13 protein-coding genes and 2 pseudogenes are annotated in these 14,380 nt (G+C 71.7%); 9 read left to right on the top strand and 6 right to left on the bottom strand.

Annotated elements, in window-relative coordinates; translation table 11 throughout:
- Positions 1-142 precede the first annotated feature (142 nt).
- Positions 143-868, top strand: coding sequence for an ankyrin repeat domain-containing protein (locus AB0F04_RS37195; protein ID WP_362050671.1), 726 nt, complete (start codon positions 143-145; stop codon positions 866-868).
- 22 nt (positions 869-890) lie between these two features.
- Here AB0F04_RS37195 and AB0F04_RS37190 read toward each other — a convergent pair whose 3' ends face one another.
- Positions 891-1,073, bottom strand: a complete 183-nt coding sequence (locus tag AB0F04_RS37190; RefSeq protein WP_352100185.1) for a hypothetical protein — start codon at positions 1,071-1,073, stop codon at positions 891-893.
- A gap of 282 nt (positions 1,074-1,355) precedes the next feature.
- On the opposite strand from AB0F04_RS37190, the pseudogene AB0F04_RS37185 reads away from it, so the two are divergent.
- From AB0F04_RS37185 to AB0F04_RS37155, 7 genes and pseudogenes are all read left to right on the top strand, one after another.
- Positions 1,356-1,922, top strand: a pseudogene (locus AB0F04_RS37185) (chitosanase); the annotation flags it as partial.
- Positions 1,923-2,016: 94 nt separating this feature from the next.
- A complete protein-coding gene (locus tag AB0F04_RS37180; protein ID WP_362050668.1) occupies positions 2,017-2,979 on the top strand; it encodes a DMT family transporter in 963 nt (320 codons plus the stop codon).
- Between the two features lie 58 nt (positions 2,980-3,037).
- The gene (locus AB0F04_RS37175; RefSeq protein ID WP_362050665.1) at positions 3,038-5,299 is read left to right on the top strand and encodes an MMPL family transporter; all 2,262 of its coding nucleotides are present in this window, start codon (positions 3,038-3,040) and stop codon (positions 5,297-5,299) included.
- Positions 5,300-5,599: 300 nt separating this feature from the next.
- The gene (locus AB0F04_RS37170; protein ID WP_362050662.1) at positions 5,600-6,196 is read left to right on the top strand and encodes a hypothetical protein; all 597 of its coding nucleotides are present in this window, start codon (positions 5,600-5,602) and stop codon (positions 6,194-6,196) included.
- A gap of 70 nt (positions 6,197-6,266) precedes the next feature.
- Positions 6,267-6,632, top strand: a complete 366-nt coding sequence (locus tag AB0F04_RS37165) for a phage holin family protein (RefSeq protein WP_362050660.1) — start codon at positions 6,267-6,269, stop codon at positions 6,630-6,632.
- On the top strand, positions 6,608-7,312 hold the full coding sequence (locus AB0F04_RS37160) for a DUF3618 domain-containing protein (protein WP_362050657.1): 705 nt from the start codon (positions 6,608-6,610) through the stop codon (positions 7,310-7,312). Before AB0F04_RS37165 ends, AB0F04_RS37160 begins: the two co-directional genes overlap by 25 nt.
- A gap of 99 nt (positions 7,313-7,411) precedes the next feature.
- The gene (locus tag AB0F04_RS37155) at positions 7,412-8,194 is read left to right on the top strand and encodes a PRC and DUF2382 domain-containing protein (RefSeq protein WP_362050654.1); all 783 of its coding nucleotides are present in this window, start codon (positions 7,412-7,414) and stop codon (positions 8,192-8,194) included.
- 113 nt (positions 8,195-8,307) lie between these two features.
- Here AB0F04_RS37155 and AB0F04_RS37150 read toward each other — a convergent pair.
- The 4 genes and pseudogenes from AB0F04_RS37150 to AB0F04_RS37135 form a co-directional block, all read right to left on the bottom strand.
- Positions 8,308-8,458 (bottom strand): annotated as a pseudogene (locus AB0F04_RS37150) (sulfite exporter TauE/SafE family protein); the annotation flags it as partial.
- A 201-nt stretch (positions 8,459-8,659) separates the two neighbouring features.
- Positions 8,660-10,684: a DUF1996 domain-containing protein gene (locus tag AB0F04_RS37145; RefSeq protein WP_362050652.1), complete on the bottom strand. Its 2,025-nt coding sequence runs from the start codon at positions 10,682-10,684 to the stop codon at positions 8,660-8,662.
- Positions 10,685-10,935: 251 nt separating this feature from the next.
- Positions 10,936-11,616 (bottom strand): lytic polysaccharide monooxygenase auxiliary activity family 9 protein, encoded by a 681-nt coding sequence (locus AB0F04_RS37140; protein WP_362050649.1) that lies wholly within the window; start codon positions 11,614-11,616, stop codon positions 10,936-10,938.
- 138 nt (positions 11,617-11,754) lie between these two features.
- Positions 11,755-12,387: a GNAT family N-acetyltransferase gene (locus AB0F04_RS37135; RefSeq protein ID WP_362050646.1), complete on the bottom strand. Its 633-nt coding sequence runs from the start codon at positions 12,385-12,387 to the stop codon at positions 11,755-11,757.
- A 435-nt stretch (positions 12,388-12,822) separates the two neighbouring features.
- Between AB0F04_RS37135 and AB0F04_RS37130 the strand changes: the two genes are divergently transcribed.
- Positions 12,823-13,794 (top strand): YihY/virulence factor BrkB family protein, encoded by a 972-nt coding sequence (locus AB0F04_RS37130; protein WP_362050821.1) that lies wholly within the window; start codon positions 12,823-12,825, stop codon positions 13,792-13,794.
- Positions 13,795-13,807: 13 nt separating this feature from the next.
- Here AB0F04_RS37130 and AB0F04_RS37125 read toward each other — a convergent pair whose 3' ends face one another.
- Positions 13,808-14,260 (bottom strand): NAD(P)H-dependent oxidoreductase, encoded by a 453-nt coding sequence (locus AB0F04_RS37125; RefSeq protein WP_344459618.1) that lies wholly within the window; start codon positions 14,258-14,260, stop codon positions 13,808-13,810.
- Between the last annotated feature and the right edge of the window lie 120 nt (positions 14,261-14,380).

Genomic DNA, 14,380 nt, shown 5'->3' with positions numbered 1-14,380 from the left:
CGGGGGCATGTCGTCCGCACGGGTGCCCGGTCTGCGCAGAGACGTGCAGGGCCGGAGGGGCGCCGGCCGTTTCGCGCGTGCTTCCGTGGGCGGGGACGTCTCCTGGCAGAATCGGGGCCCCGGACGGCATGGGGAGGCCGGCTTGCAGACGCTGACATCGCGGGACCCGCTGGCCGTCGCCGTCACGGAGGCGATCCGCAGCGGAGATCTGCCGGGGCTCGGGCGGCTGCTGGCCGAGCACCCAGGTCTCGCCACCGCACGCATCACCGAGCAGGGCGATGAGGGCAGGGGCACGCGCAGTCTGCTGCACATCGCGGCCGACTGGCCGGGGCACTTCCCGCGCGGTCCGGAGGTGGTCGCGGCCCTGGTGGCCGCCGGGGCCGATCCCGGCGCCCGTTTCGTCGGTGCGCACGAGGAGACGCCGCTGCACTGGGCGGCCAGCAACAACGACGTGCCCGTGCTGGACGCGCTCATCGCGGCGGGGGCCGACATCGAAGCGCCCGGTGCGGTGATTGGGGGCGGCACCCCGCTGGCCGACGCCCGGGGGTTCGGCCAGTGGCGCGCGGCCCTCCGGCTGATCGAACACGGCGCGCGCGTCACCTTGCAGGACGCGGCCACGCTCGGGCTGCTCGACCGGGTCCGGGCGTACGTCGAGGCGGACGAGCCGCCGTCGCCCGAGGAGATCACCAGCGCGTTCTGGGGCGCCTGCCACGGTGGGCGGCTGGCGACCGCGCAGTACCTCCACCGGCACGGCGCCGACCCCCACTGGTGCGGCTACGACGGCATGACCCCGCTCGACATCGCCGGCGCCCAGGACGCCGACGACGTCGTGCGGTGGCTGCGCGACCTGGGCACGCGCACGTCGTAGCGGCCCGCCCCGGCGGAGCGCCTCACAGGCAGTAGCGCACGAGCCATTCGTCCTGGTTGTACGCGGTGCGCGCCGGGTCGGGCACGCTGGCTGCCCGCTCCTCGACCATGTCCTCCACGCGCACCGGCTCCGGCAGTGCCCCGAAGCGTGCCCGACGGGCGGCGCTCTCCGCCTCGCTCCCCTGCTGCGACCTCGCCTCGTCCATGGCGATTCCCCTCTCCGGCTGGTCGGTCCGACCGTTCGGCCCTTGGCGGACACTGAGTTGACGTGCGAGAGGGGCCGTTGGTTCCCCCGGCGCCCGCTCAGCCGTGGAACTCGCGCTGCCTCGTTTCCGGCATGTTCGACCGCACGAACTTCCGACCGGCTTGTTTCCCTTGCGTCCTGACATTGATAGGAAACCTTCCTGTCCGTTCTGCACGGCCCACTCTTCCAACCCCCTGGCGCCGTTCGGGGCGGCCCTGGCGACCGCCCCGTTCCTGAAGCCGCCGGGTTCTGCTCCGGCACCGGCGACATGCTGGACCTCGTCGAGCTCTGCACCGCCCGCAAGCCCGGCAACGTCCTCGCCAGGTGCCTGCCGGCCCTCCGCGAGGTCGACGGCTCCGCCTCGCACGACGGACTCGACCCCGGCTTCCCCGGCGACTGGCGCCGGGCTGCACGGGACGCGGGGTTCCGGCGCGCCCAGGACGACGAGCGCGACCGCGTGTGCTTCGGCCCGGCGGTCCGGCAGGGCACAGCCGACGGAGTGCGGCTGCTGGGCCAGTTCGCCTACTACGACGCGATCGTCATGCACGGCGACGGCGGCGACCCCACGAGTTCGGGCACCATCCGCAAGCGAGCCCTGCGGACGGCGAAGCCGCCGGCGCAGGGCGGTGACGAGGTGACGTGCCTCAACGCCTTCCTGGACGCCCGGGTGTGGGCCATGAAGCAGGAGGAGGCCCACAGCGACACGAGCCGGGTGGACACGGCTCAGCGCGTCTTCCTGCGGCAGCGCAACCTGGATCTGAACACGCCGCTGGACTGGAAGGTCTACGGCGACAGCCACCACATCGGCTGACGCCACGGCCCGGGAGGGAACGGCCGATTGGTCCGGCAAGCACGTGCGGAAGTGGACCCCTTCCCGGGCCGCCCGGCTGCCTAGCGTCACTCCCATGAATGCCACGACCACGCGCGGAGCCCTGCTGGCCGCGCTCGCCTGCGTCCTCGTCGGAGGGTCCTTCACGGCCAACAGCGTGCTGGGTCAATACCCGTACGCGGGAGGCCAGTTCCTGCGCTACGGGCTGGCCTGCCTGCTGCTGGTCCCGACGGCCGTAAAGGGCGCCGCCGGCCGGCTCCGGGTCCTGACACCCCGCCAGTGGGGCCGTCTGGCCCTGCTCGCGGCGGTGGGCATGGTCGGTTTCAACCTGGCCGTCATCGCCGCCGAGCGCACGGCGGAACCCGCGGTGCCCGGCGTGTTCGTGGGCTGTGCACCGGTGGCCGTGGCCGTGCTCGTACCCCTGCTGGACGGGCGCAGGCCGCAACGGAGCGTTGTGCACGGGGCGTTGCTCGTGGCCGTCGGTGCCTTCACCGTCCAGGGGTGGGGACGCACGGACGGCGTGGGCATCGCCTTCTCCGTGTGCGCCCTGGCCGGGGAGGTCGGGTTCGCCGTACTCGCCGTTCCCGTACTGCGGCCGCTCGGGCCCGGGTTGCTGTCCGCCACGGTGTGCGCGGTCGCGGCCCTGGAGTCGGCGGCGGCAGGGCTCCTGGCCGACGGCACCGGCTGGCTGCGGCGTCCGGACGGCGTCGAGACGGCCGCGCTGCTGTGGCAGGCGGTGGTGGTCACCGTGATCGGCTTCGTGTGCTGGTACATGGGCGTGCAGCGGATCGGCGCGGAACGCGCCACCTTGTTCTCCGGTCTCATCCCGGTGGCGGCGGCCTGCACGGCACCGCTCGCCGGCACGGGTTCCTACGGGCTCGCCCAGGCGGCGGGCAGCGCGCTGGTGGGGCTCGGCGTGGCTCTCGGCTCGGGGGCGCTCAGGGGCGTGCGGCGCGACCGCCGTACCCGCAGGCGGGCCTTTCGGGGGAACGGGCGGCCCGAGTCCCGCGTGGTCCGCGTGCCTGAAACGCCGCAGTGATCCCGCGCCCCTTCAATGGACGGCACTGCCCTCCCGGCTGACACAGGAGACGACGTCCATGCCGCACAGCCGCACCGCTGAAGGGGACCGGAAGGCCGCGCGCGGAGGTGTACTGCGAAGGCTCGGCGAGTGGTGCGCACGCCACTTCGTGCTCGTCATCGTCGCCTGGCTGGTGGCCCTGGTGGCGCTGCAGGTCGTCAGCCGGGCGTTCGGCGGGGAGTACTCCGACAACTTCTCCCTGCCCCAGGCGCAGTCCCAGAAGGGCCTGGACGTGCTGAAGGCGCACGATCCGCAGGCCGGCGGCTACAGCAGCCAGATCGTGCTGCACGACGACCAGCAGGATCTCACCGCCCTGAGTTCCCCGATGTCCACGACAGTCGCCGACCTGGAGAAGCTGCCGCACGTCCTGTCGGCCCAGAACCCGCTGTCCGCGCAGGGGCCGACCTCGGGGCAGTCGCAGCAGCAGAACGTCGGGCCGCTGTCCGACGACAAGAAGACGGCGTACATCACCGTCCGCTTCGACGTGCAGCCCTCGACGCTCGGTGACGACTATCTCGACGGGGTCGACAGCGCCGTGCAGCCGCTGCGGTCGGCCGGTGCCGAGGTCGAGTACGGCGGGCCGCTCGGTGAGCTCGCCCGGCCGAACGCCGACGACCGGGTGAGCGAGCTGATCGGTTTCGGTGTCGCCGTCATCGTGCTGCTGGTCGGGTTCGGCAGTGTCATCGCCGCCGTCGTCCCCCTGCTCACCGCGCTGATCAGCGTCGTCGGCGGTCTGGCGATCCTCGGGCTGCTGGCCGCCGCGTTCACCTTCGCGACGGTCTCCCCCACGCTGGCCACCATGATCGGGCTCGGCGTGGGCATCGACTACGCCCTGTTCATGATCACCCGGCACCGGCAGAACCTCATCGACGGCGCGGACCCGGTGCGGGCCGCCGGGCAGGCCGCGGCCACCAGCGGACACGCCGTCCTCGTCTCCGGCTGCACGGTGATCATCGCGCTGGCCGGCCTGTCCGCCTCCGGGGTCGGCTTCATCGGTCTGCTCGGGCTCGCCGCCGCGGTCACCGTCGTCTCGGCCGTCATCGGCGCGCTCACCCTGGTCCCCGCGCTGCTCGGGCTCATCGGCCGGCGCATCGACCACTACCACGTGCGCCGCCCCATCGCCGAAACCGGCGCCGAGGCGGGCGACACCCCGCAGGGCACCTGGCACCGGTACGCGCAGCGGGTGGAGCGCCGGCCGCTGTGGTTCCTGTCGGCGGGCGTCGCGGTGGTCGTGGTGCTCGCGATCCCCGTGTTCTCCATCCAGCTCGGCCACATCGGCGACGGCGCCGATCCGACGTCCTTCACCGACCGGCGGGCCTTCGACCTGATGACCGACGCGTTCGGACCCGGGTCCAACGGACCGCTCACCGTCGTCATCGACCAGACGAACGTGCCCTCCTCGCAACGATCCGATCTGGCCTCGAAGGCACAGAAGACGCTCGACTCGGTGCAAGGGGCCGCCGTCGTCACGCCTCTGACGCCCACGCAGGACGGTGACGTCCTGCTCGGCACCGTCTACTCGACCAAGTCGCCGCAGAACGCCACGACCACGGACCTGACCAACCGTCTGGTCGACCGGACCCTGCCGGACGCGGTCGAGGGCACCGACGCCAAGGGCTATGTCACCGGCACGACGGCGGCCCAGGTCGACTTCCGCGACATCGTCGCCTCCCGGCTGGTCGTCATCATCCTCGTCGTGGTCGGCGTTGCGTTCCTGATCATCCTGGCCGTCTTCCGAGGGCTGCTCGTCGCCGTCAAGGCGGCCGTCCTGAACGTGCTGTCGATCGCCGCGTCGTACGGCGTGGTCGTCGCGGTGTTCCAGTGGGGCTGGGGCGGGCCCGCGCTCGGGGTGCACGGCAAGGTACCCATCGAGAGCTACGTGCCGATGATGATGTTCGCCATCATCTTCGGCCTCAGCATGGACTACGAGATCTTCCTGCTGTCCCGTGTCCACGAGGCATGGCTGCGCACCGGGGACGCGAAGGGCTCCGTGGCGCACGCGCTGGAGATCACGGCCCGGGTGATCACGTGTGCCGCGCTGATCATGGTGAGCGTGTTCGCGGCGTTCATCGTCAGCGACAACATCGTCGTCAAGATGCTCGGGCTCGGTCTGGCCGTCAGTGTGCTCATCGACGCGACCGTCGTACGCCTGCTCATGGTCCCGGCGGTGATGACGCTGCTCGGGCGGCACGCCTGGTGGATGCCACGGTGGCTGGACCGGGTGGTGCCGCACATCGACGCCGAGGGCGCGAAGGCCGGGGCGCGTCCCGCGGCTCACTGAAACGCGACTCCCCTTGCTGCCGCAACTCACCTGCGGCAGCGGCGGTTTGGGGATGACGTCGAAGCCTCACCCCAGCCCATGGACCGAAAAATTCCATTTTTACTGTTTTGGCCTATTTGACGTGGTTAACCGAGGAGGGTGCGTGCGGGGCGGCACCCGGAGGCACGAAGAGCCGGCGGCGGGCCCCCGCCCCGCACCGGACGCGCCGTAGCGCGGTGGTGGACGGCGCACGCCGTCGCCGCGGGCGGTCCGGACTCTGCCGAAAACCCCATCCCGGGCGCTGCCTGAGGGAGAGGATCCATGAGCGAGATGGCGAACGAGAGCACCGGCCGTGCCCAGCAGGCCGGGCGGACGGCGAAGCAGGAGGCGTCGGCCACGGCCGGTCAGGCCAGGGAAGGCGCGAGTCAGGTCATGGGCACCGCCACCGACCAGGTCAAGGCCGTGACCGGTGAGGCAAGGGCACAGGCCGGCGCGATGGCCGGTGACCTGCGGACGCGGGTCACCGAGGAGGCCGAGAGCCAGACACGGCGCGGAGCGCGGGTGATGCGGCAGTGGGCGGACGACCTGTCCGGTCTCGCCGACAGCGCTGACGCGGACTCACCCGCCAGGAGCCTCGTGACGCAGGCAGCGGACCGCGGTCACCGGGCCGCCGACTACCTCGACAGCCGGGGGGTGGGCGGACTGGTCGGCGACCTGCAGGACTTCGCCCGCAGACGCCCCGGCGCCTTCCTCGGCGGAGCGGTCGTGGCCGGATTCGCCGTCGGGCGCCTGGCCAAGGCCGGCAGCAAGGCAGACGGTTCCGGCTCGGGCCGGTCGGCGCGGTCGGGCACCTCCGCCTCCCACGCCCTGCCTGAGGACGCGGCGCCGCCGCAGTTGCCGGGTTACGAGGGGGCGTGAGATGTCGTCGCTCACGCCCCACGCCCCGCACCGATACGCCCCGAAGCACCGCGGTCGGGAGGACAGCTCCGTGGGGGAGCTGCTCTCGACGGTGACATCGGACGTGCAGCAGCTGCTGCGCCAGGAGGCGGAACTCGCCAAGGCCGAGATCCGGGAAGAGGCGACCAAGGCGGGCAAGGCGGCCGGGATGTTCGGCGGCGCCGGGTTCGCCGGCTACATGGTGGCCGTCTTCCTGAGCCTGGCAGCGACGTTCGCCCTGGCCAACGTCATGGACCTGGGATGGGCCGCGCTGATCGTCACCGGCCTGTGGGCGGTGATCGGCCTGATCCTCTACCGGCGGGGCCGCGCGCGGATGCGCACCGTGTCGCCGAAGCCGGAGCAGACCATGCAGACGCTGAAGGAGGACATGCAATGGGCACGGCACCCGACCAGATAAGGGCCGACATCGAGACCACGCGGGAGAGACTGTCCGAGGACGTCTCCCGGCTGGCCGACCGCGCCCGCCCCCGCCGGATGGTCCGGCGGCGCACCCGGCGTGTCCGCGGCGCTCTGCACGGGGTCAGGGAGCGGGTGATGGGCAGCGTCTCGGAGACCACCGGGCAGACCACCGACCGCACCCAGCGGGCGGCCCGGTCGGTGCAGGACACCACCGGTCAGGCAGCGGACACCGCGCGCGAGGCCGCCGGAAAGGTCGCCGGCACCGCGCGTGAAGCCGCAGGGCAGGCAGGCCAGGCGGCACGCCAGGCCCCTGAGCAGGCGATGCGGCAGACGCAGGGCAACCCGCTCGCGGCCGGCCTGATCGCCTTCGGCGCGGGACTGCTGACCGCCTCACTGCTGCCCACCTCACAGGCCGAGGAGCAGGCGGCAGAGCGGGCCGGTGAGGCCGTCGAGCCGGTGAAGCAGGCCGCGTTGGAGTCCGCGCAGCAGCTCAAGGAGGACGCCACCCGGGCCGGACGCGAGGCCGCCCAGGAGGTCAAGGACACCGCCTCCGACGCCGCCCGCGTCACCAGGGAACAGGCCGCAGAACAAGCGGGGCACGTCACCGACCAGGCCCGCCGCTCCGCACAGAGCACGGCCGAGGAGGCCCGCGGGCAGACCGGCGGCCCCGGATCGTAGGCACCTCGCCGCCCGACCGGCCGACCGGCCGCATCGGGACCAGGACACCCCGCCCCGACGGCAGGGACCTATCAATATCAACACCGCAGGAGATACAGAATGATCACCCGAGAGCAGATCGACACTGTTCTGGACCACCCTGTGTACGACGCCAGGGGCGACAAGATCGGCGATGCCAGGCACGTCTTCTTCGACGACGTCACCGGCGAGCCCGAGTGGGTCAGCGTACGGACGGGCCTGTTCGGCACGAGCGAGTCCTTCGTACCCATCCACGACGCGGCCCTCGTCGAGGACCACCTCGAGGTGCCGTACGCCAAGAACCAGGTCAAGGACGCGCCCAACGTCGACATAGACGCCGGCGGGCACCTGTCCGAACAGGAGGAGCAGCGCCTGTACCAGCACTACGGCATCGACTGGGACGCCGCCTGGCAGGACGCACAGGCCGGCACCGGCGGCCAGGCGACCGGCACCGTCGGTACCAGCGGAATCACCGACGACGCGATGACGCGGTCCGAGGAGGAGATGCACATCGGTGTCGAACGTCATGAGGCCGGCCGGGCGAGGCTGCGCAAGTACGTCGTCACCGAAGAGCAGCAGTACACCGTTCCCGTGCGCCACGAAGAGGTCCGCGTCGAGCGCGAGCCGATCACCGACGCCAACCGGGACAGGGCCATGACCGGCCCGGACATCACCGAGGCGGAGCACGACGTCACGCTCTACGAGGAACAGCCCGTGGTGGAGACCAGGGCCGTTCCGAAGGAGCGGGTCCGTCTGACCACCGAAGAGGTCACGGAGGAGGAGACCGTCACCGGCGAGGTCCGCAAGGAACGCATCGAGACCGAGGGGACCGACGAGCGCGGGGACCAGCGGCGCCGCCCCTGATCTCCACCCGAGCGCCCGGGACGGGACGGCCGAGAGCCTCTCGTCCCGGGCTCCCGCGTGCGAGCCGGGCCTGCCGGGCTCGACAAGCCCGGCTTCGGCCGGAGTGGCCGGGGTCAGCGCAGCACCGGATGGACCAGGTTGAACGGTGCCGGCCGACACGATCAGGGTGCGCAGGACGGCGGGGCCGAAGCGGCGGCCGGTCCCGGCTCCGACGAGGCCGCCGAGCGCCGATCCGGCGGCGATGAGGACGACGGCCGTTCCTTCGGCGGCCGTCGAAGGGTGCCGGGTCAGGGGGCGGGAGGCAGCGGGGCCGGACCGGGGCCCGAGCAGCGGGCCGAGGCGAGGGGCGGCAAAGGCCGAAGCAGCGGGCCGGGGGCCGGGCGAGGCCTCGGCGTGAGACGCGCGACGGCGGCGGGATCCGGTGGGATCCCGCCGCCGTTCACGGCTCACGTCCTGGCGTTGCTCTCAGCCGCGCCGCACCCGGCGCAGGACGACGAAGCCCGCGATGACCAGGACCGCGCCCGCCGCGGCCGGCCAGAGCTGCGCTCCGGTGTCGGCCAGGCCGCCCTCGCCGACCGCCTGGGGCTCGGTGCGGGAGGGGGCCGACGGGGTCGGGGCGGCACTGGTCGCCGTTCCGACGGCCTGGGACTCGCCGAGGCCGTCAGCGCCCTCGCCGTCGTCGTCCTTCGCAGCGCCGCCCTGCCCGGCGGCCTTGCCGCCGTCCGCCGAGTCGGTGGCCCTCACCTCGGGCTGTGCCGTGCCCGGGGCCGAGGACGCGTCGCCGGGCTCCGGTGTGGGGACCGGCTTGTCCGCCGGGGGCTTTTGCGCCTCGCCCTTGCCGTCGTCCCCGCCGTCGCCCTTGCCGCCGGGCTTCTGGCCGCCATTGCCGTCCTGCGGGGCCCCGGGAGCCTTCGTCGGCTCCTCCTGCGGGACCTCCGGGGTCTTGGTGGGCTCCTCCTGCGGGGCCTCGGGGGCCTTCGTCGGCTCCTCCTGCGGAGCCTCCGGCGTCTTGGTGGGCTCTTCCTCCGGCTCCTCGCCCGGTGCCGGGTCCTGCCCGCCGTCCGCTCCCGCTCCGCACGTGCGGCCGTCGTTGATGCAGTCGACCATCTCCCCCATCAGATCCTCGTCGAAGATGTTGATGAAGTCGCCGTGGTCGGTGACCGGCTTGTGCAGCTGCTCCGGGAAGGAGTCGACCGCGAACAGCGGTGTCGTACGGCCGCCGTCCTGCAGGCTCGGCGCGTCGATGTCGTAGACGATGCGCTGCACGAGCTGCGGGATGAGGCGGAAACCGGACGGGCAGTTGCCGGAGGCGTCCGCGAACGCCACATGGGTGCGGTGGTTGGCGCTGTCGATGTTGCGGCCGTCCCAGCAGCTCTGGAACTTGAAGGTCCGTACGACGTCGCTGCCCTGCGGGCACAGCGGGTACTTGTCCTTCAGCTGCCGGTCCTCGAAGCCGGTGCAGCTCCAGGACGCGTTGGCGTTGGCCGGGCCGTTGACGAACGACTTGGCGTCGCCGGTGATGATGCGCAGCAGCCGCGGCATGGCCGTGACCTTCTCACGCGGGTTGCCGACGAACGTCAGCGTGACCTGCTTCGGCGTCACGATCTCGCCGGCGTTGCCCTCGATGCCGCCGCCGGGCTTGTCCGCGTCCTGCTCCGTGGCGCCGTTCTGCAGACGCACGACGGGCCAGTAGTAGGACGACTTGTCGCCCTGGTCCTCGCAGCTGGTGCCGGCTTTCGCGAGCTCCTGGTCGCTGGCGAAGGCGTTGTTGCCCTGGTTCCCGACGTAGTCGTGGAAGTGGTGGGCGCCGTTGGTGACACCCGGCGCGGCGATGATGTTGTCGGAGTTGAACAGCCCGTTCTCGTTCACGCCGCAGCTGGTGGCGAAGGAGCCGCGGGATGCGCCGCCCTCCTCGCGGGGGTCGTTCACGTTGGGCTGGACGCTCTTGATGTCCGCGAAGTCGGCGGCGACGGGGCCGTTGCCCGCCTGTCCGCCGTTGGCGCCCTGACCCTGGCCGTTCTGCTGCCCCTGGCCCTGCTCCTGGCCGGGCTGCGGGCTTGCGGCGGCGTCCTGGCCTTCGCCCTGGGCGGGAGCCTGGTTGCCGTCCTGGAGGGTGCAGGCGGCGAGGGCGTCGAGTCCCTCGGGGCGGTCTCCCACCCGGTCGATGGCGATGGCGATGCGCTCGAGGGTCGCGGCCCGCTTCTCCTTCAGCGGGTTCACGACCGCGCTGTCGGCGAAGCCGGGGTCCTTCTGGACCTGTTGGGCCGATTCGCTCAGCCGCTGGTAGGCCTTGGCTATCTGCTCGTCCAGGAGGGCGAGTTCCTTGTCGACCTCCCCCCGCGCCTGTTCGGGGACCGAGGTCAGCTTGGCGCCGACGTCCGGGCAGTCGATCGTGGCACCCGCGGTCCGGCCCCCCGTGCCGGACCGCGTCTGGGCGGAGTCACCGCCCGAACCTCCGTCCGTGGCGGAGGCGTAGACGTTCGCGGCCATCAGGCCGCCTCCGCCCAGGATCAGTGCGAATGCGGCGAAGGTCGCGCGTCGTGGGCCTGTAGGGCGTCTTCGCGTGTTGCGTCCCAAGGGTGCTCTCCTGCGCTTGTGGCGTGCCGGGCATGAAAATCCCCTCGCCCCATACGTACGGGAGCAACCCTGTGTTCACTCACCTCGAAAACTTTCGGAAAATTCTCATGAAGCCCAAACCCGCCATGCCCCGCCGGACGCGCCGTCCGGCGGGGAGGCGCAGGTCAGCGGAAGTTCACGTCACTGCACAGGAAGTAGGTCTGGTCCATGTGCGAGGCCTGCCAGATCGTGTACACGATGTGCCGGCCGCTCCGTCCCGAAGTGCTCACGGGAATCTCGTAGTTCTGGCTGGGCGCGTACCTGCCCGTGCGCTTGACGAGCTGGAGGTCGTTCCAGGTCAGCGGCCGGGTGGTGGGGTCGAAGCCCTGCCGCGTGACGTACACCAGGAAGTAGTCGGCGCCGTGACTGGCCTGGTCGTACAGCTTCACCGTGAAGTTGCCGGTGATGTCCGTCGTCTTCCAGGCGCCGACCGTGTCCAGGGAGTTGTACCGGCCGCCCTCGGTCCGGCCGCCGCTGCACAGCTGGCCGTTGGGGACGACGGCCTGGAAGTTCCCGCCGGAGCCGTTGCGGTACAGGCCGTTCCAGTTCCACATGGCGTTGGCGTCGGCCCGCCACGCCTGCCAGCACATGGGGTCCTGCTGGGCCATGGCGGGGTTCAGGTGGTCGTTGCCCCAGCGCTGCCAGCAGCCGTAGTTGCGGGAGGCCGGGTCGACGACCGAGCCGTGGGCGACGGCGGTGCCGCTCCACGGGATGAGGCTGAGCAGCGCGGCGACCAGTGCGCTCAGGGCGAAGGTCAGGCGGGACCTGAACCTGCGGCCCCGAGAATCATGCTCATGACAATCCATGATTGCCTCTTTCGGGTGTGGGGGTGTCGTGCGTTCCATCGCATTTCGATCATGTTTCGAAGTGGGAGCGCTCCCACTGCACAGAGTGCGTCCGCCTGCCGGGGTCCGCAATGCGTGTTTGCGCCACTTCCGCATCGGTCAGAGCCGGTCGAGCTCCTTCGTGGTGCGCCCGAGGAAAGTGGCCTCGCCCGGCTCGGGGACGTCGAGCTCCTCGAAGCCCATGCGGTCGTAGAAGGCCCTGGCCCGGGTGTTGGCCGTCGACATCGCCAGATGAACGGCGGGGACCCCCGCATCCTGCAGCGCTTGCAGGAAGGTCCGCATCAGGCGGCGCCCGTACCCCCGGCCCTGCCATGCGGGCAGCAGGTCGATGTGCAGATGAGCGGGGTGGCCGGTCAGCTCGGGCAGCACCATACGCTCGGGATGGTGCAGCATGCCCGCCAACGCCTCGTCCGGGGTGCGTGGGGGACCGGGCGGTTCCGGGTACCGGTCGGCCACCAGGGGCAGCCACTCGGTACGGAAGGCTTCCGCGAAACGCGGGGTGTCGGCCGTACCGAGGATGTAGCCGACCGCCTCTCCCCGCCCGTCGTCCAGTACGAAGGCCAGTTCCGGCTCCAGGTGGACGTACGGCGCCGCGAAGGTCGCCGGGAAGACGCCCGGATCCTCGTAGTGGGGCCGGCTGTCCTCGCCGTGGTGGGCGGTGCGGACGCAGATGTCGTCCAGGGCCGGACGGTCCTCGGGGCGGTAGGGGCGGACGGTGGGTGAAGTGGTCATGGCGGCATCGTGCCCGTGGGAGCGCTTTCTCAACGCGATGTCCGGGCCGGTCTTGCATGTGTGCGGCTTAAGGGTTCGCCCCGGGGTTACCCGTCTCACATGGTGAAGCTGCATATTCCGGGACGAAAAGAACACGCCGAGTCCCAGGCCCCGCCTCCTGAAAGCCCGTCCTCAGGGCCCCGGGCGGAGCGCTGGGGGACTCCCGATGCGGACCGCCGGGAGACCCCGTCGGCGGATCGGCAGGACGCTCGTGATGCGGACCGCCGGGGAACCGCTGCGGCGGACCGGCAGCAGGCTCACGAAGCCGACCGCCGGGAAACCGATGCGGTGGACCGGCAGGGGGCTCCTGAGACCGACCGCCGGGACGATCCCGCCGCTGCGGGGCGCCGGGAGGACGCCGCCGCCGCTTTCGGGGAGCCCGGACCGGACCCCGAGGTGGAACGCGCGGCGCCGGACTCGCCGACCGACCTGCCCCGGAAGTCCTGGGTCGCGGTGCTGAAGGGCAGCGTGCGGGAGTTCAAGGACGACGAGCTGACCGACCGGGCGGCCGCACTGACCTACTACGGCGTGCTGGCCCTGTTCCCCGCCCTGCTGGTGCTGGTGTCGATGCTGGGCCTCACCGGCCGGTCGACCACGGACAAGGTGACCGAGAACGTCCGCGAGCTCGTGCCCGGCTCGGCGGGTGACATCATCACCCGGGCCGTGGACCAGTTGCAGGGCAACGCCGGCATCGGCTCGCTGATGGCGATCGTCGGTCTGGTCCTGGCGTTGTGGTCGGCGTCCGGCTACGTGGGCGCGTTCATCCGGTCGGCCAATGCCGTCTACGACATGCCCGAGGGCCGGCCGGTGTGGAAGCTGCTGCCGATGCGGGTGGGCGTGACGGTCGTGCTGCTGGTGCTGGCCGTCATCAGCTCGCTGATCGTGGTGTTCTCGGGCGGGCTGGCCCAGCAGGCCGGAGACGCCCTGGGCATCGGCGACACCGCGCTGACGGTGTGGTCGATCGCCAAGTGGCCGGTGCTGGTGCTGCTGGTCGTGCTCATGATCGCGATCCTGTACTGGGCGGCGCCGAACGCCAAGGTGAAGGGGTTCCGCTGGATCACTCCGGGCAGTTTCCTGGCCCTGCTGATCTGGATGGTCGCGTCCGCCGGCTTCGCGGTCTACGTGGCCAACTTCGCCTCGTACAACAAGACCTACGGCACGATGGCCGGTGTCATCGTCTTCCTCGTCTGGCTGTGGATCACCAACCTGGCGATCCTGCTGGGCCTGGAGTTCGACGCGGAGACGGTCCGCCAGCGGGCCATCGCCGGTGGACATCCGCCCGAGGCCGAGCCGTACACCCAGCCGCGCGACACCCGGGCGTGGGACGAGCAGGACCGGCGCCGGCTGGAGGAGACCGAAGAGACCTGACGGCGCCGCCGGTTCAGCCCATGAGTCCGGCGGCCACCGTCGCGCCCAGGTCCCAGCACCGCTCGAGGTCGCCCTTGTCCGGCTCGCCGGTCACGGTCACGGCCTCGGCGGCGCGGCGCCAGCCGAGGCCCGTCGTGACCGACTCGATGCCGCGTACCGCTCCGGTGACGTCGTTGCCGCCGTGCACCCAGTAGCCGAACGGGCGGCCGCGGGTGGCGTCCAGGCAGGGGTAGTAGACCTGGTCGAAGAAGTGCTTGAGCGCTCCTGACATGTAGCCGAGGTTCGCGGGGGTGCCGAGGAGGAAGCCGTCGGCGGCGAGGACGTCGGAGGCGGTGGCGGACAGCGCGGGCACGCGCACCACCCGGACGTTCTCGATCTCGGGGTCCGTCGCCCCGGAGACGACGGCTTCGAACATCGCCTGGCAGTGGGGCGAGGGAGTGTGATGAACGATCAGCAAGGTGGCCACGGCACCCGACCTTGCCTTCCGGGCGCCCGGCACGCAAGCGCGGGCCCCCGCCCGATGACCGCGATGTCCTGGTGCCCCTGCTTGGCCAGGTGCTCCACGCACAGGGCGCCCGTCGCGCGG

It is taken from the genome of Streptomyces sp. NPDC029041 (assembly GCF_040637515.1).
Taxonomy (GTDB): Bacteria; Actinomycetota; Actinomycetes; order Streptomycetales; family Streptomycetaceae; genus Streptomyces.
Note: the sequence above shows the minus strand (reverse complement) of the source record. Positions and strands in the feature narration are given on the sequence as shown.